Annotated in this window: 16 protein-coding genes and 1 riboswitch; of the genes, 3 read left to right on the forward strand and 13 right to left on the reverse strand. The window is 32.4% G+C overall.

The features are described 5' to 3' along the window. Positions 1-165 precede the first annotated feature (165 nt). Together pdxS and pdxT are read left to right on the forward strand one after the other, a co-directional pair. Complete coding sequence (pdxS, locus tag bsdtb5_RS13070; protein WP_271712426.1) at positions 166-1,041, forward strand: pyridoxal 5'-phosphate synthase lyase subunit PdxS; 876 nt, start codon at positions 166-168, stop codon at positions 1,039-1,041. Between the two features lie 43 nt (positions 1,042-1,084). Continuing rightward, the gene (gene pdxT, locus bsdtb5_RS13075) at positions 1,085-1,663 is read left to right on the forward strand and encodes a pyridoxal 5'-phosphate synthase glutaminase subunit PdxT (protein WP_271716101.1); all 579 of its coding nucleotides are present in this window, start codon (positions 1,085-1,087) and stop codon (positions 1,661-1,663) included. Between the two features lie 104 nt (positions 1,664-1,767). Here pdxT and bsdtb5_RS13080 read toward each other — a convergent pair whose 3' ends face one another. The 10 genes from bsdtb5_RS13080 to spoIVA form a co-directional block, all read right to left on the reverse strand. Next, positions 1,768-2,307, reverse strand: a complete 540-nt coding sequence (locus tag bsdtb5_RS13080; RefSeq protein ID WP_271712427.1) for a phosphatase PAP2 family protein — start codon at positions 2,305-2,307, stop codon at positions 1,768-1,770. A gap of 214 nt (positions 2,308-2,521) precedes the next feature. Beyond that, positions 2,522-5,356 carry a DNA mismatch repair protein MutS gene (gene mutS / locus bsdtb5_RS13085; protein ID WP_271712428.1) on the reverse strand — a complete coding sequence of 945 codons (2,835 nt, stop codon included), beginning with the start codon at positions 5,354-5,356 and terminating at the stop codon, positions 2,522-2,524. A 38-nt stretch (positions 5,357-5,394) separates the two neighbouring features. Next, the gene (locus bsdtb5_RS13090) at positions 5,395-6,969 is read right to left on the reverse strand and encodes a response regulator transcription factor (RefSeq protein ID WP_271712429.1); all 1,575 of its coding nucleotides are present in this window, start codon (positions 6,967-6,969) and stop codon (positions 5,395-5,397) included. Continuing rightward, complete coding sequence (locus bsdtb5_RS13095; RefSeq protein WP_271712430.1) at positions 6,944-8,728, reverse strand: sensor histidine kinase; 1,785 nt, start codon at positions 8,726-8,728, stop codon at positions 6,944-6,946. The genes bsdtb5_RS13090 and bsdtb5_RS13095 overlap by 26 nt, the downstream gene beginning before the upstream one ends. Positions 8,729-9,010: 282 nt before the next feature. Further along, entirely contained in the window at positions 9,011-9,487 is a 477-nt protein-coding gene (gene rnhA / locus bsdtb5_RS13100; protein WP_271712431.1) for a ribonuclease HI, read from the reverse strand. Positions 9,488-9,542: 55 nt separating this feature from the next. After that, positions 9,543-11,213, reverse strand: a complete 1,671-nt coding sequence (locus tag bsdtb5_RS13105) for a MutS-related protein (protein WP_271712432.1) — start codon at positions 11,211-11,213, stop codon at positions 9,543-9,545. Positions 11,214-11,347: 134 nt separating this feature from the next. Beyond that, positions 11,348-12,496: a C40 family peptidase gene (locus bsdtb5_RS13110; protein ID WP_271712433.1), complete on the reverse strand. Its 1,149-nt coding sequence runs from the start codon at positions 12,494-12,496 to the stop codon at positions 11,348-11,350. Positions 12,497-12,785: 289 nt separating this feature from the next. Then, on the reverse strand, positions 12,786-13,001 hold the full coding sequence (locus tag bsdtb5_RS13115) for a DUF3006 domain-containing protein (RefSeq protein ID WP_271712434.1): 216 nt from the start codon (positions 12,999-13,001) through the stop codon (positions 12,786-12,788). 177 nt (positions 13,002-13,178) lie between these two features. Further along, a complete protein-coding gene (locus bsdtb5_RS13120; RefSeq protein WP_271712435.1) occupies positions 13,179-14,228 on the reverse strand; it encodes a ComEC/Rec2 family competence protein in 1,050 nt (349 codons plus the stop codon). Between the two features lie 359 nt (positions 14,229-14,587). Then, entirely contained in the window at positions 14,588-16,066 is a 1,479-nt protein-coding gene (spoIVA, locus tag bsdtb5_RS13125) for a stage IV sporulation protein A (RefSeq protein WP_271712436.1), read from the reverse strand. 234 nt (positions 16,067-16,300) lie between these two features. Continuing rightward, positions 16,301-16,400, forward strand: a riboswitch (NiCo riboswitch). A 109-nt stretch (positions 16,401-16,509) separates the two neighbouring features. On the opposite strand from spoIVA, the gene bsdtb5_RS13130 reads away from it, so the two are divergent. After that, positions 16,510-19,026, forward strand: coding sequence for a cation-translocating P-type ATPase (locus bsdtb5_RS13130; RefSeq protein WP_271712437.1), 2,517 nt, complete (start codon positions 16,510-16,512; stop codon positions 19,024-19,026). A gap of 102 nt (positions 19,027-19,128) precedes the next feature. Here bsdtb5_RS13130 and bsdtb5_RS13135 read toward each other — a convergent pair whose 3' ends face one another. Genes bsdtb5_RS13135 through der form a run of 3 tightly spaced genes read right to left on the reverse strand, consistent with a single transcriptional unit; the run spans position 19,129 to position 22,144 of the window. Continuing rightward, complete coding sequence (locus bsdtb5_RS13135; protein ID WP_271712438.1) at positions 19,129-20,142, reverse strand: NAD(P)H-dependent glycerol-3-phosphate dehydrogenase; 1,014 nt, start codon at positions 20,140-20,142, stop codon at positions 19,129-19,131. A 57-nt stretch (positions 20,143-20,199) separates the two neighbouring features. Further along, positions 20,200-20,817, reverse strand: coding sequence for a glycerol-3-phosphate 1-O-acyltransferase PlsY (plsY, locus tag bsdtb5_RS13140; protein ID WP_271712439.1), 618 nt, complete (start codon positions 20,815-20,817; stop codon positions 20,200-20,202). Position 20,818: 1 nt separating this feature from the next. Further along, entirely contained in the window at positions 20,819-22,144 is a 1,326-nt protein-coding gene (der, locus tag bsdtb5_RS13145; protein WP_271712440.1) for a ribosome biogenesis GTPase Der, read from the reverse strand. Positions 22,145-22,165: the final 21 nt, after the last annotated feature.

A 22,165-nucleotide genomic window follows, 5' to 3' on the forward strand; every position in this document is an offset into this window, starting at 1 on the left:
GCACCATTACATTTTCTTGTTTTGGTTGTTGTAATAGGTGCAATTTGAAGTATAATAATCAACATAACAAGAATCTCATATGATGATTGAACCCGGGTAAAATGAATAAGAGCTTGAAAAAGGCTCATATATTAAACTAAGGTAATAGAAAGGAATCAGAAGACAATGAAAGAAAATAGATATGAACTTAATAAAGAACTAGCACAGATGTTAAAAGGAGGAGTAATCATGGATGTTACTACTCCAGAACAAGCAAAGATTGCAGAAGCTGCTGGAGCTTGTGCAGTAATGGCCTTAGAAAGAATTCCTGCAGATATTCGTGCAGCGAAAGGAGTTGCTAGAATGAGCGACCCTAAGATGATAAAAGGTATTCAAAAAGCTGTATCCATTCCTGTAATGGCTAAGTGTAGAATAGGACATTTTACAGAAGCACAAATTCTAGAAGCTATCGAAATCGATTATATTGATGAGAGTGAAGTTCTCTCTCCAGCAGATGATGTATATCATATTGATAAACGCAAGTTTCAAGTTCCATTTGTATGTGGTGCCAAAGATCTTGGAGAGGCTTTAAGAAGAATCAACGAAGGAGCTTCCATGATTCGTACTAAAGGAGAACCTGGAACTGGTGACATCATTCAAGCAGTTCGTCATATGAGAATGATGAATCGTGAAATAGCTAAATTATCTTCAATGCGTGAAGATGAATTATATCAAGCAGCCAAAGAATTAGAAGTTCCTTACGAATTAGTCTCATATGTTCATATACAGGGTAAACTTCCAGTAGTTAACTTTGCTGCTGGTGGTGTTGCTACACCTGCAGATGCTGCTTTAATGATGCAACTTGGAGCAGAAGGGGTCTTTGTAGGCTCTGGAATCTTTAAATCAGGTGATCCAGCCAAAAGAGCTGCAGCTATTGTTAAAGCTGTTACGAATTTTAATGATGCCAAATTAATTGCTGAATTATCAGAAGATCTTGGCGAAGCCATGGTAGGAATTAATGAAAAAGAAATTGAATTATTGATGGCCGAAAGAGGGAAATAAAGCGTCTAGTCATTACTACAGACAGAAAGGTATGGATTTCATTATGGTAGTTGCTATCTTAGCACTTCAAGGTGCTTTTATTGAACACGAACAAACACTCCATAATATGGGGATTGAAACGATCCAGATAAGAAAAAAAACTGATCTTGATACCCCATTTGATGGACTTATTCTCCCAGGTGGAGAAAGTACTGTAATGGGTAAGCTTTTAAAAGAACTTGACCTATTTGATATCATAAAAAATAAGATTGAAGATGGGTTACCAGTCTTTGGAACCTGTGCTGGATTAATCCTTCTTGCTTCACACATTGTTGACGATAACACTGTGCACTTTGGCACTCTTCCTGCAACCGTTGTTAGAAATGCATATGGTAGACAATTAGGTAGCTTCTATACGGAAGGCAATGTAGAAGGATTAGGACAAATACCAATGAAATTTATTAGGGCTCCTTATGTAAAATCCGTCGATGATCATACAAAAGTGTTATCTATCGTAGATGAAAAAATAGTTGCAATTCAATATAAGAACCAACTTGGTGTAGCCTTTCATCCTGAATTAACTGATAATCATCAGATTCATCAATATTTTATAGATATCATTAATCAATATACAGTAGCCTAATTTGAACACAAATAGAGGCCTAATGAAGTATAAGTCAAATAGTTAGCATAATAATTTGCTGTTTGACATCATTTCATTAGACCTCTTTTATTAACTTGTAATACCTAATCTTTCTTACTAAGGAATCGATACATATAATAGATAGATTGGCTTCCTAATATTCCAATCATGCCTCCAATAACTACATCACTTGGATAATGTACTCCTACATATATTCTAGAATATCCAATTATTGAAGCTAGTAAGATAGAAAACCTAGCTATTTTGCCGTGTAAAAAACGAATATAGATCCCAGCTGCTGCAAATGAACCACAGGTATGACCTGAGGGAAATGAATAATCTTTTGGTTTCTTCACCAATTCTTCGATATCTTCATACTGATTAAATGGTCTTTTTCTATGTACTACATTTTTTATTATTATATTATTTACTAAATAACATAGGATTAATGATATAAAAGAGAGAATTGCTACTTTTCTTGTCTTTCTGGATAGTAACAAACCTCCAGATATCAGAAGCCATACGCCACCGTAATCTCCCAGCATGGTTATGAACTTCATAAGATAATTAAGTTTACGAAGTCTAATTTTATTCTGTGTAAAGAGTAGGATGAACCGATCGATTTTTTCTATCTTTGCTAACATTCATTCCCTCCATATTCTAATCAAGCTTATACATTTATTTTCGTATTCATAATTCTATATGATCTGTCTGAAATGAACAGTGACATCAACGTTTCACCATAAAAATGTCGCTTAAATATACTTAACCATTTATAATTGGTTTATTATAAATGGTTAAGTTAATGATTAGAGTATGCTAAAGCATAACTATCACATATTAAATTTAAATATATAATTAAATCTGCTCTTTAATCCTTCTTTGCATCATATATAATTTATTCATTGCATCCATTGGTGTCATATTAGAGATATCTAGTTCTCTTAATTCTAATACAATCTCATCCACAGATTGATTGACCGAGAACAATGACATCTGATTTAGATCCAATTCTGATTTTTTACTTTTTACTAATGAATGATTAGAATGTATAGCATCCTTATTAGTTATGCTTTCATTCATAATATTATATGAATGAGATGTCATATAGTTACCATCTAATTGTGATGACATGCTCTCACAATTAGATGCATTTTCTCCTAATGTTACGTTTATGCTTTCCATTGAAGATTCTATATTTTCAGAAAGTTTATTGTTCGTTTCATTCAAATCTTTTTTCACATCAATACATTTTGTTTGAATTGTAATATCATGCTCATTTAATTCATTTGCAATCTGTCTCGCTCTTTTTAGTACTGTCTCTGGTACACCAGCTAACTTAGCAACCTGAATACCATAACTCTTATCAGCGCCACCTTGTACAATCTTACGAAGAAAAACAATGTCATCGCCTTGTTCTTTTACAGCGATACAGTAGTTATTTACACTGTCAAGTTTACCTTCTAATTCGGTCAATTCATGATAATGAGTAGCAAATAAAGTCTTCGCTCCTAGTAATCTTGGATTACTGATATGTTCCACTACTGCCCATGCAATACTTAGTCCATCAAAGGTACTCGTTCCTCTTCCAATCTCATCCAATATTAAAAGACTATCTTTTGTTGCATTACGCAGAATATTTGCAACCTCTGTCATTTCAACCATGAAAGTACTTTGGCCTGATGCAAGGTCATCACTCGCACCAACTCTAGTAAAGATACGATCCACGATTCCAATATTTGCCGATGCTGCTGGAACAAAACTTCCAAGCTGTGCCATCAATACAATCAAAGCAGTCTGACGCATATAAGTAGACTTTCCTGCCATATTTGGTCCAGTAATAATGGAAACTCTATTCTTATCATTATTCAGATACGTATCATTCGAAACAAATAAATCATTTGATATCATTTTCTCAACTACTGGATGTCTACCATCTTTGATATCTATAATACCCTCTTCATTTACTGTTGGTCTAACAAAATTATTATGTTCAGCAACATATGCTAAAGAAGAAAATACATCTAATTTTGCAATTGCTTTTGCAGTGGTTTGAATTCGTAATACTTCCTTTGCAATACTTTCTCTTAATTCATTAAATAAATCATATTCTAAAGCAAATAGCTTATCTTCAGCACCAAGAATAATATCTTCTAATTCTTTTAGCTCAGGTGTTGTATATCGTTCTGCATTAGCAAGTGTCTGTTTTCTAGACCATGTGTCTGGAACTAGGTTCTGATACGAATTCGTTACTTCTAAGTAATAGCCAAATACTTTATTGTATTTAATCTTAAGATTTTTGATTCCAGTATTATCTCGTTCCTTGGCTTCAAGTTCTGCAAGCCATGTCTTTCCTTCTGTCTTCGCTTTTCTTAACTTGTCTACTTCTTCGCTATAGCCTTCTTTAATTATACCTCCTTCTTTTACTGCAATTGGAGGTTCCTCAATAATTGCTTTCTCAATTAGATCATGGATATCTTCTAATGGATCCAGATTCTTATGTATCTGCTTTAATAGATTCGATTCCAATGGTTCTAATAGATAAGAAATATGAGGTAACATGGCAAGCGAAGACATAAATGCGACTAAATCTCTAGGGTTGGCATTCTTATAGCTAACCTTCATAATAAGACGTTCTAGATCATATATCGGATTAAGATATTCTCGAATCTCTTCCCTCGTGATTAAATTATCATTCAACTCTTCTATCGCATCTAATCTTTGTTCAATTTCTTCTTTATCTATCAGTGGTTGCTCAATGTAGTTTCTTAGTAAACGAGCACCCATTGCTGTCTTAGTTTTATCTAATACCCATAATAATGACCCACGCTTTTGTTTTTCACGAAGTGTATAATTAAGTTCTAGATTTCTTCTTGTCGAACTATCTAATAGCATATATTTGCTTGTAATATAAGGTGTTAGATACGTTATATGACTTAATGAATTCTTCTGCGTTTCCATTAGGTACTGCATTATGCTACCAGCAGCTATAATGCCAATAGAGTAGTCTTTTAACCCAAGACCATCCAAGGAAGATACTTTAAAATGATTTTTCAAGCTGCGAATGCATAATTCATCATCAAAGTACCAAGGTTCTAATGATGAAATAGCGATATTCAGACGGTTTTTTAGATCTTCAATATCAACTCCACTTACAAAAAAGGAGTCATTACAAATAATCTCAGTTGGTGAAAATTTATTGATTTCATCAATTAATTTTCTATTTGAATCAACTTCAGTAAGGTAGTAATCACCAGTAGTTACATCAACAATTGAGATTCCATATTCATTATCAGTATGAACAATACTCATTAAGTAATTATTCTTTGTCTCATCAAGCGTTCCAGTATTTAGATTGGTACCTGGAGTTACAATTCTAATTACTTCTCTCTTTACAATACCTTTAGCAGTCTTTGGATCTTCCACTTGCTCACAGATAGCAACTTTATAACCTTTACTAATTAATTTACTTAAATACCCTTCCACTGCATGATATGGGATTCCACACATCGGTGCACGTTCTTCTAATCCACAATTTTTACCAGTTAAGGTGATTTCTAATTCTTTTGATGCCGATATGGCATCCTCAAAGAACATTTCATAAAAATCTCCTAGTCGGTAGAACAAAATACAATCTTTGTATTGTTCTTTGGTCTCCATATATTGTTTCATCATAGGAGTTAATTGTTCCATCTATTTACATCCTTTCAATAGCAGTTTTGTACTTACTTTTACTCATCATTGTCTTTCATCAGTTTACGATATTCTGCAGGACTATAACCTACATAACGTTTAAATTTACGATGAAAATAGTCTAGATTTTTATAGCCAACATTCTCTGCTATTTCATAAACTTTTAATCGGTCTTCTAATACAAGTTCCTTCGCATAATTAATTCTAACTTTATCCACATAAGAATTAAAATTAACACCCATATTCTTTGTAAATACTTTACCTAAATAGGCGCTATTGTATCCAAATACTGCTGCAATAGTCTCTAGCTTTAGATTTTTTCTAAAGTTCAAGTCAATATAATGGAGTATATCGGATAGAATACTTTCACAAGTAGAATTACCAATTGCTTTAATAATTTGTACCATTTGATCTTCTACATAGTGTATAATTTCATATAAAAAGTTCATCTTTTGAATAGTTGCTATAATATCTGTATTGCTATCTAACTGAATATCACATTTTTTGTAGTCATGTTTGACATCATGTTTAATATGAAGAAAGATACCAGTAATAAAATTTTTAATACTATCTTCCGAATGATAGGATTGCATTAAATTTTGATTCAATATTTGCAATGTTTCTTTAATTCCAGCACGATTATAGCTTTCGATATTCTTATACAACATGTCATGATATTTACTACTTTCTATTTCAGTAACATCATATGCCATATCCTTTTCTAATTGATAATTGCTTTCTTCAATTACAAAATGATCTTTTGGAGTAAAAAACTTTCGATCCATTATCATTCTACATGTTTTATAGGAATTATGAATTTCATTTAAATTGGTAACAATCTTACCAGCCACGATAAAAGACATTCCTCTTGTTGCATTTTCCATTACTTCAAATGATTCAATGACTCTCGATATACGATGAATTAATGTTTCCCCTTTGATTAACAGTACATTGGTGTTATCAATCACGACATGTTCCAAATCACTTAGATCATTATTATACAAGTGAAATAAGCTTTGAATATCGTTCTCTCCAAAAAGATGTTCTACATTAGATGAAAGTTGCTCAATTAATAGCACTCTATAACAAGATCTATTTAAATCTAAATGTTTCAATTCTAAATTCTTGTCCGCATCCTCAAGTACTGCTTGATTCTGACGTCCTAGAATAATATCTCTTAATATACTTCCTCTTGCTTTTATAAAATACTGTTGTGCAAGTCCTTTTTCTTGCTTATCTTTCATAATCAATCGATAAACATTGGTAACCGCATTCGTTAGCTCATCTTCATCAATTGGCTTTAATAAATAATAGTCTATTCCATAAGGAATCGCACTTTTTGCATATTCAAAATCAGAGTAACCACTTAGTATTATTATCTTTCCTTTATACCCTTGTTCTCTAGCATGTTTGGCTACTTGTATTCCTTGCATCTTAGGCATCTGTATATCCAATAAAACTAAATCAGGATTTTCTTTCATTATGCCTTCTAGACAAGCAACTCCATTCCCAGCTTCACCACAGATATCAAAACCAAGTTCTTTCCAATCTATGATATTTTTAAGTCCTTGTCTAACATTTATCTCATCATCCGCTATGAATACTTTCATCATTATCTAACCTCCAGTCAAAGTCAAGCGGTAAATTAAGCGATACCTTTGTTCCTTCACCGTCATTGCTTTGAATCTTTATACCATAATCTCTTCCGTAAAATAATTTTATTCTTTGATTGATATTGTATAATCCAATACTTGATTTATTGCTTATTTTCGATGAATTTACATCAACTAATATCCTTGAAAGCTCATCACTTGGTATTCCAGTACCATTATCCTCTATATCAATTATTAATTCAGTACTTTCTTTTTTGATTAATATATTAATTCTACCACCTGACTCTATATCAGCTAAACCGTGTAAAATTGAATTTTCTATGATTGGCTGTAAAAGTAAAGGTAAAATTCGATAATTTTCTGTATCAATCGTTTTATCTACATCAATCTCATAATTAAATTTTTCTTCAAATCGTAGCATAATAATACTTAAATATATTTGAATATACTCTAATTCCGAGAAAAGTGTTGCAGGTTTTTTACTACTCTCTAGTACATAACGCATTGATTTACCTAATAATTTGATAGCATTGGCTACTTCTCTGGCACCTACATTAAAAGCCTTCATTCGAATCGTTTCTAAAGTGTTGTATAAGAAATGTGGATTTATCTGATTCGATAGCATCTCAAATTCCATTCTTTGTTGATGATTAATGAGCTTTTGCTTACTAATTCTCTCATTATAGATCTCCATATCCATTTTCTTAATACTTTCAATCATTGTTGTTAAATCTTGATATACCTCAAATAATTCATCTTTTCCGTTTATTTGTTCGGTTATATTGTAGTCCCCATTGCTTACCTTGTGCATATCACGCCGTAAAGTTAGTATTCTTTCACTAAAGGTACGCGTATATACTGCTATCATAGTAAAAGGTACAATTGCACAAATAATAATAATAATCGAACATATCAAGGTGATATTGGAAAGATCTGAAATAACACCAGTGTCAACCGTTGCTATATATAATTTATCCGAACTCCAAACGGGTACTTGAGTTGTTATTTTTAATAAACCATCTTGATTATTATATCTTTTTTTTCCATACATTTTAAAATAATCTTTTGAATAATCTATATCTATTCCAAGTGATTTTCCAATGTTCTCTTTTGAACTTGAGTAAAAAATAGGGTTATCATTCACAGATATATCTGTTAACATCAGATTATTTCCTATTCTTGATTTCAAATAGTTTTTACTAATATCGATTGTTAATATAGCTACTTTATTGGCTTTCACAAGTGGAATCTTACGTACATGCCTTAATAAATATAAACTATTTTTTGCACGATCTTTCTTTTCAACTGTCATCCAAATGTAGGACGAAGATTTCATTGCTCTTTTATACCATTCATTTTCTCGTACTTCTTTTGTAACCTTTTTAATATTACCATAGTTAGTTATTGAATCATTATCAACATAGATATTAATATCGAATATCTCCGTATAATTCTTTAAGTAAGTTGTGATCTTACTATAATTACGAATTGCATCGTAATAATCTTTGTCACTCTTATAATCTTTCGATATTATATTTTTCAATATCTCATCATTAAAAAGATTATCTGAAAGATTAGATATTGAGGTTGTAACGTCAAGCATTATGCTTCTAACACGTGTATTGTCATATTCCACTTGCGATACATGTTGTTTTGTAATTATATTTCTTGTTGTATAAATAAGTGAAATACCAATTACAAAAACTGGTATGAACGCTGCGATAATGTAAACAATATATAATTGCTTTTTTATCTTCATTTTATTTAAATAGCTAAATAGCTTTTTAGAATTTCGAATACTATTACCTCCTAAGTTACAACTATTCAAATATCATATTTGTAACTGAATAGCCACCTTTATTCTTATTTATTTTATTGTAGATATCTAAATTTGTCAATTCAAAGCGATAATTTTACCTTTCTTTCAACAAAATTACCAATAACATTGAACATATATTTAATTAATCGAGTAAGAGGCTACTTAAGCTTAAATCTTAAGTAGCCTCTTACTTTTTGATTTTCCAATTTCGAATAATTAAACCTATTCTTCTATGACATCGTCTAACAAATTAGATCCATCTGCCGCCGTTGTTGCTAAAACATCGCATCTCTCATTTTGTGGATGTCCGGCATGTCCTTTTACCCAGATAAAAGTGACATTATGATTATTTTTCGCAGCTAAAAGACGTTTCCATAAGTCAACATTTTTTACTGGCTCATTTTTACCACGTTTCCATCCTTTTTTTATCCATCCATCTAACCAATGTTCATTAAACGCTTTAATTACATATTGAGAATCTGAATATAAATTCACATCGCATGGCTTTGTTAGTGCTTCCAAACCAATGATTGCAGCCATTAACTCCATACGATTATTCGTAGTTTTTTTATATCCAGCTGAATATTCTCTTATATGCTTTGCCCCTTTTGGATCAATATATTCAATAACAGCTCCATAGCCTCCAGGTCCATCTGGATTACCTCTAGCTGAACCATCCGTATATACATTTACTTGCATTTAACATTTCATCCTTTCATGTTATAACTTTTATGAAACACTTTACATTCTAGATCTATAGTATTTTCCAACTTCCTTCTTCTAAGAAACGATTTGCTTGTTCCGTTGCTTTTGTTATAATCTCTTCTTTATAACCAATCATCGCAAGTAATTTTATCGCATTCTTTGTAACTGCTCTTCCTTTATGAAGTTTATAATCAAAAACAATTGCATTTTCTTTTACTTCTTCACTAAAATGATAATTTGAATAATAATGTTCTAGAATATGAGTTAATTCAATATCATGAGTTGCAGCAAATGCAATTGCGTTGTTATTAGAAAAGCTCTTAAGAATCTGTGCAGAAGCTGCAATTCTCTCAAGTGTATTAGTGCCTCTTAATACCTCATCAACAAAGCATAATACTGGGATATCTGCTTCCACACTATCAAGGATTCTCTTTAGTGATTTAATCTCAACAATATAATAACTCTCATTACTAAACAGATCATCTTTTAAAGCCATTGAGGAATATACTTTAAAAAAACTGGCTTTATAATATTTACTTACACTTGTATATATTGTCTGAGATAGAACTGCATTAATAGCCATTGTTCTTAAAAACGTTGATTTACCAGATGCATTGGAACCAGTTATCAACACACATTGTTCTGTATTAATAGAATTCATGATTGGTTCATCGATAAGTGGATGATAAACGTCTTCAACTGATAATATTGGTTTCTTCCCTTTTACTAAGATTGGCTCAACCGTTTGTCCCATCATCGTACGGAAGGATGCAACTGCAATCATACTGTCTAAGAATCCCATTGTTTCAAACATAGCAAATAATTCTTTTTTATTCTTTTGAACTAGATATAACATATTATTAAATTTAATCAAGTCTACATGAAATAAGATTCGAACATAATCAATAATTAATTCTGATAAGTCACCGCTCATATTATTTCCACTTGATAATAGAAATGTTCTTTTACGAAAACTATGAAACTTCTTCATACTACTTTCTAATTCATCTTTGTACTTTTGGAGTTCTGGAGCATCAATTTTACGCATCTCATCAACACTATCGAGTAATTTCACGATATATGAAAAAACAGTAATATAAGGTTCTATCTCCGCTTTATACTTATAGTATCTTATAATATTTAATGCTAAAAATATTATAATTGGTGCAACGGACGCTGCTCCAATAATAAATGCAGATATCAAGGATAATATCAATCCCGAAGCCATTAAAATGTGTGGTATATTGGTTCTTTTCTTAAGCTGATTCACTCGGTCAAGATATTCAAAAACAGATAACTTCTTTACTTTACCCATCTTACTAAATGTAGATTGCATCTGAATTCTTTTCTCTGCATTCGTTTCAAAAAAACGAATCACCTCGTTACGCTCCTTAAGTGGCTCTATTGTATACTTTACCTTTCGTAACAAGCTATATAGATATTCTTCACCCAAAGCAGATGATGTATTATTCATCAACATATAGATTTGGTCCATATCAAGGTCGCTCCAAGTAATATCATCGATATCATATTGATCTTTCTTGGTATTGTAGAACCATTTTAATGCTTCAAATTTCTCACTTGTATATTCTTCATCAGGTACTTGACCCCACTCTTTTTTTAATTTTATCAAGGCTCTTTCTTTGCTTGCTTTTTCATCATAAATATTTTTTATGAAAAGCAAAAGTAAGCCTATACCTATTATTATTAAATACTCCATATCAATCTCCTATCTGTGGCTTTATTTTATCTATTGTAGCATATTTTTAGAAAAAAAATAGATATATTCATAAATCTTAACAATAAAAATCTGCCTATGAGTATTGAAACTCAAAGGCAGAATATAGTCTATTATTAATCATTAATAATTCTTACAGCTTTTAGAGGTGTCCTATAATACATAGCTGAAATCTTAATTCCTGTTCTAGGATTGCTTGCATGAATTACTTGACCTCCACCTATATACATCGCTACATGGTTAATTCCAGAACCACTACCGTAGAAGACTAAATCTCCCGGTCTTACATTAGATGCATTAATTGTAATACCATTCGTAGATTGTGCTCTTGAAGTTCTGCTAATCGAATAACCAAAGTGACTATAGATTGACATTACAAATCCTGAACAATCTGTTCCATGTGTTAAACTAGTTCCACCCCATACGTAAGGATTACCTAAGAATTGCTTTGCATAAGAAATCATACTTGAGCGCACTGTTGTTACTCCATTCGAAGTATCAGTTTCACCTTCTACATCTTCTTGAACTGATACAGCTTTATCAAGCTCGTATGAAATTGATACATAATCTTTTGCAACATAACCAGTATCTTGATCAATGGTTACTTTTACCCAATCATCATATACTTGCTTCACTTCTAATTCTTCACCTTCAGGAACTAAAGTTAACGTTGTAGAATTCTTATTTTTTTCTTCTCTAACTCTTAATGTTGCTGTGTCTTTAACAGTGGCAACCTGTGAACCCACATTCTCTGCTAATTCACTTGCTTTTTCTCCTGTTGCCAAAAAAGAACTCATAACATAACCTGTTACTTTACCAGACTTAATCTTTGCCCAGCCGTCCTTATTGACTTTGTATATTTTACAGCCAGCATTCTTAGGAAGTTTACCAATTATTTTTTCATTTTCACCTGGTTTATTACGAATATTCAGATGATTATCAACTACTGCAATACCGATGTTCTCATACTTTGACTTTATCTCTTTTGCTTTCTTTTGTTCATCTTGGTTCGCTTCTTGATTATCTTCTGTCAAAGCTGATGTAAAAGATAAAGGCTTTGTTATTGCTTCTGTAGAATCGATTCTACTTGCATCTGATGTGAAATCATAGTATTGATCAAGAGAAAGTGTAATACCTGCTACTGAATATTCTCCTGATATTTTATCATCTGAAATCGTTGCTGCATTAACATTTGCTACATTGGTTGCAAATATTAATGATCCAACTAAACACAACGTTGAAAATTTAAGTGTTTCCTTAATCATGCTAAAATCCTCCTAATAATGAAATTCTACTGCTGTCAGAATTATTAGTATAAACTGAATTTCACCATTTGCATTTTTCTACAAAATAAATGTTACGAAATTGTTAAATATATTACATAGTTATTCTAACAATTTTTATTAATTTTGTCAACTATGTGGCAGAATTTTTTCATAATTATTATGCAATTTTTCAAAATCGTAAAATCTTTGTAATGTTTATATGACTCAAAAGGTATAATTTCATTTTTTTAAGCTAAAATAAGACTTTTGAAACTCTAACCAAACATTCTTATTCAAATAAATTATTTAACAAATCATTTATCTCTTCTTTTCGTATCTTAGTCTCTTCGTCACATATCGAAAATATACCATTCTTTTCAATAACTACATCACTTTCTTCTATATTCTTTGGTAATTGGCTTTTTCTCATTTGAACAAAAATATGATTTTCCACACTCTCTAATACTACATATTTATCTTGAATCTGATCAATAATGTACTTCATAATTATACCCATATCACAACACAACTATTTACAGCTGTATTATTCCCACAGTTAAAAGTGATACTTAAATCTACTAGCTTAAGATTCACTACATGGCATTACCTTTCTATTTTATTTCTCTTTCTAATTAAATGCTATCTTACAAGCTTTATCTATTAAGTATATAAAATTCAATAATTACTTATACAATTTGACAATACTTCCATTTTTCAATTGATAACTGATATTCTTCCCGTCTGAAAACACCTTAATTGTTCCATTATCCCTTGTTGTCAGAATGATACTATTAATTTTCTTCAAACGTTTCACAACGGCCTTGTTAGGCAACTTATAAATATTATCTTTTCCAACTGTAACAATGGATAATTCAGGTCGAATCGCATTAAGAAAATCACTTCCACTTGAGGTGTCACTCCCATGATGCGCCACCTTATATACATCCACTTTTAAATATCTAAGGTTATTTTCTTCGTTTTCAAGGATATCCTTTTCCGTTTCTTTTGTCGCATCTCCAGCAAACAGAAATGATGTTTTCCCATAAACTAATTTTACTACAGCACTAGAAGAATTCATATTCGTATATTTCCTGTCCGGTGCCAATATTTTTACATCTGCATTCTCACCAAGATCTATCGTAACTCCTCTTCTTGCTTGTATTACCTTTATACCTTTTTCTTTCACTGTTAATAAAAAATTCTTATATAATTCTGTAGTATGTACATAATTTGTCATATATACTTTATCAACCCGATAGCGTTCGAGAATACTCTGGGCAGACCCCATATGATCCGCATGGGGATGAGTGATAAGAAACACATCAATCTTCTTAATATTTAAACTATCTAAATAATTAAGAAGATTCTCTCTATATTCTGGCCCACCCGTATCAATTAAAAAGTTTTTACCATTAACTTGAATTAATTCTGCGTCTCCTTGTCCTACATCTATAAAATGTACTGTTAAGTTACTCGAAATGTTCTCATCTGGTGGTAAAAAATTCGTAACTATATCATTTACAATTGTTCCAAAATTTTTATTTATATTATAAATATAAGTATTTAATGTTTTTAAAAAATCAGTATTTCCTTTGGTACTGTCATAAAATACAGGTGACAGAAAAATTGCTAATATAATTAATATACGAATAATATAAGAAGTAATTTTATTTTTTTTTTGCCTTATATTTCTCAGGTAACTTTTTTTCTTTTTACTCTTAAATATTTTCATCAAAACTGCTCCATTTAATTATTATGTTTCATATTATTCTAGCTTAAATTTAAATATAACAGTTTGTTTATAAAACTGGTTTTATTTATATATTGGTTAGGGTATCAAAAGCCTCACCATATTCATCAAACGGTGAACTTAATTTTATTTATCCAAAGAAATCGCGTACTGATCATTATATCATAATAATCATGGTAATGTTAATAAAAATTAGAGTGTAGGTTATATGAGCTTTCTAGCTAATGATATGTCATAATATAAATAGGCTAGTCCCAAAAGAGAGATTTAAAAGAGAGACATCATATGATATCTCCCTTTCAATAAAATTAATTTATTCTAAACCGTTACTTTAATCACCTTTAGATAATAATACAAACGAGTCCACCATTACTATCATTTACTATTTTTTGTAATGTTTCTTGAAGTTTAACTTGGTCTTCATCTGTCATTTTTGATACCTTTGAATTAATACCTTCATCGACCAATTGGCGAATGGATTTACCAAATATATTGGTTTCCCAGATGCCATCTTTATTCGTTTTCGTATTGTCTTTAATATAGGTAATAAGATCCGAAGCTTGCTCTTCTGTTCCAACAATAGGTGCAATCTCCGTCTCAACATTTGCTTTGATCATATGAATCGAAGGTGCAATTGCTTTAATCTTAACTCCATATTTACTTCCATGTTTAATAATCTCAGGTTCTTCAATAATGATTTCATCCTTATCTGGCGAAACAACACCATATCCTTTAAAACGGACTTCCTCGCAAGCGTTACCAACCTTATCATACTGCAATTTTTTCGCTGCTAATTCACGAATCGTTGAAATTAGCTGATATTCTCCAGAGATTGGTACACCAATTAAATCGCTAAGAATCTCATAATAATATGTATCATCGAATTCGGTAAGAACTTTAACTGTTCCATCTTTTAGATCTATTTTATCAATTTTGAACTTCTTTACAAACTTACTATCCGTAACAAAATTATTCGATTTCACATCACGAATTAAATTGATATTCTTCAAAAGTGTTTTTACAGCAGAAACTAAATCAGTCTTTAACCAATGTTCTTTTGATAACATTTCTACCCACTTCGGGATAAAGAAATCAATCTTTGTTACTGGGAAAACAGATAGAATATTCTCCATAATTTTTGTGATATCATCTTTTTTCAATTGTTCACAATTTACAGGCATAACTGATACATTATATTTTTCAGATATATTACTTGCTAATTCTAAAGTTTCCTTGGAATATGGCTTATTCGTATTAAGAAGAACAATAAATGGTTTACCTAGTTTTTTTAACTCACTTATTGTCTTTTCTTCTGCTACAAGATAACTTTCACGTGGTAGATCTCCAAAACTACCATCCGTGGTAATTACAATGCCTATTGTTGAATGATCATTGATAACCTTTTTCGTTCCAAGTTCAGCTGCCTCCGTAAATGGTATCTCATAATCAAACCATGGTGTTTTTACAAGTCTTTCTTGGTCATTTTCAATATGGCCAGAAGCTCCTTCCACCATATATCCAACACAATCAATGAGTCTTATACTAACTTTTGTATCTTCAGAAAGGCTTATCTCTGCTGCTTCTTTTGGAATAAACTTAGGTTCGGTAGTCATGATTGTTTTACCTGCTGCACTTTGAGGTAATTCATCAATCGCTCTCTCTTTACTATGAACATCTTCTATATTGGGTATTACTAATAGGTCCATAAACCTTTTTATGAATGTAGATTTACCAGTTCTAACTGGACCAACCACACCAATATATATTTCACCGCCTGTCCTAGCCTTTATATCGTTATAAACGTCAAACTGCTCTAACATCTTATCCTCTCCTTTATACAATCAGAATTGGCAGTCAATCCAATTGTCATTGATTATATCTATAGATATGCGATGAAATTTTATTTTATGTATGACTATTTTAATAATTTTTATTAATCACTCTTGTTTGCGTTTTAATAAGTCAAAAATAGCACATTGACAATAAAACCCACATATATTATAATTGAAACGATCTCTTTGCACTGCATTATTTCCTTAATTGGAATTCGATCAACAGTACAAACTGAGCAGGCGATGAACCTAATTTAGGTCATGGGGCCGGGCCACTTTTGTGGCAGCAGAATGTGATAATATACACATCTGTGGGACAGTAGTATGTTCCTCAGGTGTGTTTTTTTATACCTCCTGAATGGAACAATACTGAAATGTATGTGCCATAGAGCTATCTTAAGTAAGCCATTAGGCAAAAGGAGGTAACTTTTATGACCAAAAGTACACAAAACGGGATGGGTCTAACGACATCCCAAGCAAAAAAGCTTCAAGAGCAATTTGGTAAAAACGAATTGACTCCAATGAAGAAAGAATCTTTCTTTTTCAAGGTTCTGCATATTATTAGCGAACCTATGTTTCTACTCTTACTTGCTGCAGCTGTCATCTACTTTATTCTTGGCGAACCAAGAGACGGTGCTATCATGCTAATCTTTGTTGTAGGTATCATTAGCATCGACGTCATCCAAGAATGGAAGACGGATAAGACACTAAACGCTCTAAAAGATCTATCTGCGCCACATATTAAAGTTATTCGCGATGGCAATGAAACTGTTATAGCAAGTTCTGACTTAGTTCCCGGTGATTTCATGTTAATTTATGAGGGTGTTAAAATACCTGCTGACGGTTCAGTCTTAAAATGTAATGATTTATGTGTAGACGAATCCTCATTAACTGGTGAAGCAGAAGGTGTATGGAAGATATCCAATGAGAATTCTGAATCTACAGATGATTATTGGAAAAAGGATTACTGCTATGCTGGTACACTTGTTACTCAAGGTACTGCTACTATTTTAGTAGATAAGATTGGTTCTTCTACTGAATACGGTAAAATAGGTTTAAATGTAGTATCCGCACCCGACTCCCCAACTCCCCTTCAAAAACAAACTAGTAGCCTTGTGAAAACATGCGCTATCATTGCGGCTGCATTATTTATCCTAGTTGCAATTATTACTTGGTTCAATATTCCAGATCATAAATTTGGACCTAGACTAATTGAAAGTATTCTATCCGGAATCACCCTTGCTATGGCTATGATACCAGAAGAATTCCCGGTTGTACTTACTGTATTCCTTTCAATGGGTGCATGGAGACTTGCTAAGAAACATTCCCTCGTGCGTAAATTACCATCTGTTGAAACATTAGGTGCAGTATCTGTGTTATGCGTAGATAAAACAGGAACCATAACAATGAATCAGATGACCGTGCAAGAAACTTGGGCATACGATGGTGATCAACATCGCTTATGCGAAGTAATGGGGCTAGGCTGTGAAACAGATGCCTATGATCCGATGGAGAAAGCAATGCTTTCTTATTGTAATACATTAGGAATATCAAACGAATCTTTATTTGGTGGAAGATTAATTTCTGAATATGCTTTTACAAATGAACTAAAAATGATGGGTCATGTATGGTCAAGAAATGGCGAAATTATCATTGCAGCAAAAGGCTCTCCTGAGCGTATTCTTACGATATGTAATCTTTCCAATGAAGAAAAACAAAAAATAGATAATAAAATCTTAGATTTATCAAAAGAGGGGCTTCGTGTTATCGCTGTTGCTACCATGAAATTAGAAACAGAATCACAGGTACCAGAGGTTATTACAGACTGCAACATGACATTTCTTGGACTTATTGGTCTTGCAGATCCTCCTAGAGAATCCGTTGCCAAAGATATCTCAGTATGCAATAAAGCAGGAATCCGTGTTGTAATGATCACAGGTGACAATGGTATTACAGCTTCAAGTATTGCTAAAAAGATTGGTATGCCTCATAGTGATCATATCATTACTGGTGATATGTTAAATGAAATGTCTGATGATGAATTACGTGAAGCTGTAAAATCAGTAAGTATATTCTCACGGGTTATCCCAGAACATAAAATGAGAATTGTAAAAGCATTCAAAGAAAATGGTGAAATTGTTGCCATGACAGGTGATGGTGTAAATGATGCACCAGCTCTTAAATTCGCAGATATTGGTATAGCAATGGGAAAACGTGGTAGTGAAGTATCCCGTGAAGCTGCCGACCTAATATTATTGGATGATAATTTTTCAACTATCGTTGATACAGTTCATGATGGGCGAAGAATCTATGATAATATTAGAAAAGCGGTTGGTTATATATTTTCAATTCATATTCCAATTGCCTTCGCATCCTTATTAGCACCAATGCTTGGAATTGCACCTTCCGAACTACTACTTCTTCCACTACATGTAGTATTATTAGAACTATTAATCGATCCTACTTGTTCTATTGTATTGGAACGACAACCAGCTGATGATGATATCATGGACCGTAAACCTAGAAATCCAGAAGAAAAAATGCTTACGAAAAGCCTACTTGCAAAGAGTATCATACAAGGCCTTGTTATGTTTGTCGCTTCCTTTGGAACTTACCTTTATATGCTTAAGACAACAGATAATGCTTTAATTGCTCGTTCCATGGGTCTTGTAATTATTATGATATCAAACTTACTCCTTGTTCAGGTAAATAGTTCTTCTTCAGACTTCATGATTCATTCTATAAGAAAATTAATTAAGGATAAAGTTATGTGGTGTGCTAGCATTGGAACGGTACTCATGCTTCTTGTAATACTATACTCTCCATTACATCATTTTTTAAAACTTGCACCACTTACAGGATCTCAATTTCTTATATCACTTCTCATAGCAAGTATTTCTATCCTTTGGTATGAACTAGTTAAGCTAATAAATAAAATTAAGAAATAGTATTATAAAATAGGTTCAATAATAACTATTAGTCCATAGTACTACACCCTAAAAAAGAGGATGATGTAATCTTTCACATCATCCTCTTTTTTTAAGTCATATCTATTTTTTCCACTCTAAATCACTATATTCTCTTGTCTTATCTCTTAACAGTAGATCATCTACCGCATCCTTAGCACTCTTATTCTCAAACAATACTTGATTAATCTGCTCAACAATTGGCATTTGAATATCGTGTTTTCTCGCAAGCGCTAACGCTGCTTTTGCGGAGTATACACCTTCTACCACCTGATGAACTTTATCCATTGCTTCCTGCATTGAATATCCTTCTCCAATTAGGAAACCAGCATTACGGTTTCTACTATGCTTACTTGTACAAGTAACAATTAAGTCACCTACACCAGATAAGCCAGCGAAAGTTTCTCTTCTTCCACCTAACGCTACACCAAGACGGCTCATTTCTGCGATACCTCTTGTCATAAGTGCTGCTTTTGTATTATCCCCGAATCCTAATCCATCAGCAATACCCGCAGCTAAAGCGATGACATTTTTAAGTGATCCACCTAGTTCAATACCTATAATATCTGGGCTTGTATATACTCTAAACTTATCACTCATAAAGATATCTTGGATAAAATGCGCAGTATCTTTAGATTCTGCTCCAACAACACATGTGGTCGGAATGCCTCTACTTACTTCTTCTGCATGACTAGGTCCTGATAACACTGCAATTTCAGCATTTGGAATTTCATCATTTAATATTTCAGAAAGGGTACTTAAAGTCGCCTCTTCAATTCCTTTTGCGACGTTTACAATAATCTGATTATCTCTTATATAGGGAGCACTAAGTTTAGCTGTGGAGCGAACAAAAGGTGAAGCCACTGCAAATACAATTAAGTCCTTACCCTTACATGCCTCATTTAAATCGGAAGTTATTACTATACTATTAGGCAATTTAACACCTGGTAATTTATCCGTTTGTTCTCTATGAGTTCTTAATAATTCTACCTCATCTTCAAGTAAAGACCAAAGTGTAACTTCGTGTCCATTATTTGCTAATAAAATTGCTAGTGCTGTTCCCCAACTTCCTGCTCCTAATACACTAACTTTAACCATATAAATGCCTCCTAATACAATAAATTCAAGCTGACTTTTTTATACTGATATCTATACTTATGCTTTTTTATGACCAATCTTATTTTCAGTACCATTTAATAATCTTTTAATATTTGCTTGATGCTTTATAAAAGCAAATACCGTAAAGATTAAGCTTACAAAAAGCATATGTATACTGCTAGGATAAAAGACCAAAACACCTAGTGGCAAAACCAATGAAATAAGCAAAGAGCCCAAAGATACATATCTTGTAATTACAACCGTAAGAATAAAAACGATTAGTGCAATCAATGTGATTCTTAGATCAAAAGTAAGTATGACAGCCGACATACAAGCAATTCCTTTTCCACCTTTAAATCCAAGTGTGACGGGAAAATTATGTCCAATAACTACACCTAATCCAGTACAAAGCGTAAGCATTTGTCCATAAACATGACCATCATTCGCAATCATTCCAAATGCAACAATTGGAATGATTGCTTTTAATAAATCACCCGCGAAAGTAAGAAGACCAGCTTTCTTTCCTAAAGTTCTTAAGGCATTGGTGGATCCGATATTACCACTACCCTGATTTCTTATATCTACGTGATAAGCTTTCCCTACAATAAATCCAGTTGGAAAACATCCAAAAATATAGCCAACACATATGCTAATCACATAAATTATGGTATTCATATTACTCTTTTTCCTTTCTTTCTCGAATGATAAATTTCAACGAAGTTCCCTTAAATCCAAATGCATCACGGATTTTATTCTCAATATATCTTGTGTATGAGAAATGCATCAATTCTTTATCATTAACAAATATTACGAATGTTGGTGGTTTTACTGCAACCTGAGTAATGTAATATAATTTTAAGCGTTTACCTTTATCTGATGGTGGTTGTTGCATTGCAGTAGCTTCTGTCATAATTTCATTTAAGACACCTGTTGCAACACGTAATGTTTGATTTTGAATAACCATTTCAATGAGATCAAATAGTTTATTCATTCTTTGTCCAGTTAACGCAGAAATAAAGATAATTTCTGCATATGGCATATAAGCCAGAATATCTTGTACTTTTCTAGTATATTCATAGATTGTCTTATCATTCTTCTCAATTGCATCCCACTTATTTACTACAATGATAATACCTTTACCACGTTCATGTGCAATACCTGCAATCTTAGCATCTTGTTCTGTAACACCTTCTACCGCATCAATTACCATAAGAACTACGTCTGCTCTTTCAACAGCAGTAACAGTACGAATAATGCTGTAACGTTCTAACTCTTCTTTTATCTTACTCTTTCTTCTAAGACCAGCTGTATCAATAAATACATATTCTTTCTCATTGTATGTTACTGCAGTATCTATCGCATCTCTTGTCGTACCTGCAATATCAGATACAATAACACGATTTTCTCCTAAAAGTTTATTAATAATAGAAGATTTACCTACGTTAGGTTTACCAACAATTGCAATTCTTGGTCGCTCGTCTTCTACTTCTTCTAGATCTTCTTTATTAAAATGATTGATTACCTCATCTAACATATCACCAATTCCAAGTCTTGAAGCACCTGATACTGGAACAGGATCACCAATTCCTAAGTTGTAGAATTCATAAACATCAGGCATAAATTTATCAAAATTATCAACCTTATTTACTACTAATATTACTGGTTTTGCTGATTTTCTAAGCATATCAGCCACTTTGTAATCAGCATCTACAAGACCTTGTCTTACGTCTACGATAAATAATATTACATCAGCTGTATCAATTGCGATCTGCGCTTGCTGCCTCATATGCGAAAGCATAAGATCCTTACTTTCTGGCTCAATACCACCGGTATCAATCATTGTAAATTGATTATCTAGCCATGTAACATCTGCATAAATACGATCTCTTGTTACTCCTGGATAATCCTTTACGATTGAGATTTTTTCCCCTGCCAGAGCATTAAATAATGTCGACTTTCCTACATTTGGACGTCCAACGATTGCTACGATTGGTTTACTCATTTTATATCTCCTTGTTATTCA

The organism is Anaeromicropila herbilytica, from assembly GCF_016591975.1.
Classification (GTDB): domain Bacteria; phylum Bacillota; class Clostridia; order Lachnospirales; family Lachnospiraceae; genus Anaeromicropila; species Anaeromicropila herbilytica.

Coding starts and splice junctions, on each gene's coding strand:
- plsY (WP_271712439.1), bottom strand. CDS start 20,817: ATGAATACCATAATTTATGTGATTAGCATATGTGTTGGCTATATTTTT.
- pdxS (WP_271712426.1), top strand. CDS start 166: ATGAAAGAAAATAGATATGAACTTAATAAAGAACTAGCACAGATGTTA.
- bsdtb5_RS13135 (WP_271712438.1), bottom strand. CDS start 20,142: ATGGTTAAAGTTAGTGTATTAGGAGCAGGAAGTTGGGGAACAGCACTA.
- bsdtb5_RS13130 (WP_271712437.1), top strand. CDS start 16,510: ATGACCAAAAGTACACAAAACGGGATGGGTCTAACGACATCCCAAGCA.
- bsdtb5_RS13080 (WP_271712427.1), bottom strand. CDS start 2,307: ATGTTAGCAAAGATAGAAAAAATCGATCGGTTCATCCTACTCTTTACA.
- bsdtb5_RS13095 (WP_271712430.1), bottom strand. CDS start 8,728: ATGAAGATAAAAAAGCAATTATATATTGTTTACATTATCGCAGCGTTC.
- spoIVA (WP_271712436.1), bottom strand. CDS start 16,066: ATGTTAGAGCAGTTTGACGTTTATAACGATATAAAGGCTAGGACAGGC.
- bsdtb5_RS13110 (WP_271712433.1), bottom strand. CDS start 12,496: ATGATTAAGGAAACACTTAAATTTTCAACGTTGTGTTTAGTTGGATCA.
- bsdtb5_RS13105 (WP_271712432.1), bottom strand. CDS start 11,213: ATGGAGTATTTAATAATAATAGGTATAGGCTTACTTTTGCTTTTCATA.
- bsdtb5_RS13115 (WP_271712434.1), bottom strand. CDS start 13,001: ATGAAGTACATTATTGATCAGATTCAAGATAAATATGTAGTATTAGAG.
- bsdtb5_RS13090 (WP_271712429.1), bottom strand. CDS start 6,969: ATGATGAAAGTATTCATAGCGGATGATGAGATAAATGTTAGACAAGGA.
- rnhA (WP_271712431.1), bottom strand. CDS start 9,487: ATGCAAGTAAATGTATATACGGATGGTTCAGCTAGAGGTAATCCAGAT.
- der (WP_271712440.1), bottom strand. CDS start 22,144: ATGAGTAAACCAATCGTAGCAATCGTTGGACGTCCAAATGTAGGAAAG.
- mutS (WP_271712428.1), bottom strand. CDS start 5,356: ATGGAACAATTAACTCCTATGATGAAACAATATATGGAGACCAAAGAA.
- pdxT (WP_271716101.1), top strand. CDS start 1,085: ATGGTAGTTGCTATCTTAGCACTTCAAGGTGCTTTTATTGAACACGAA.
- bsdtb5_RS13120 (WP_271712435.1), bottom strand. CDS start 14,228: ATGAAAATATTTAAGAGTAAAAAGAAAAAAAGTTACCTGAGAAATATA.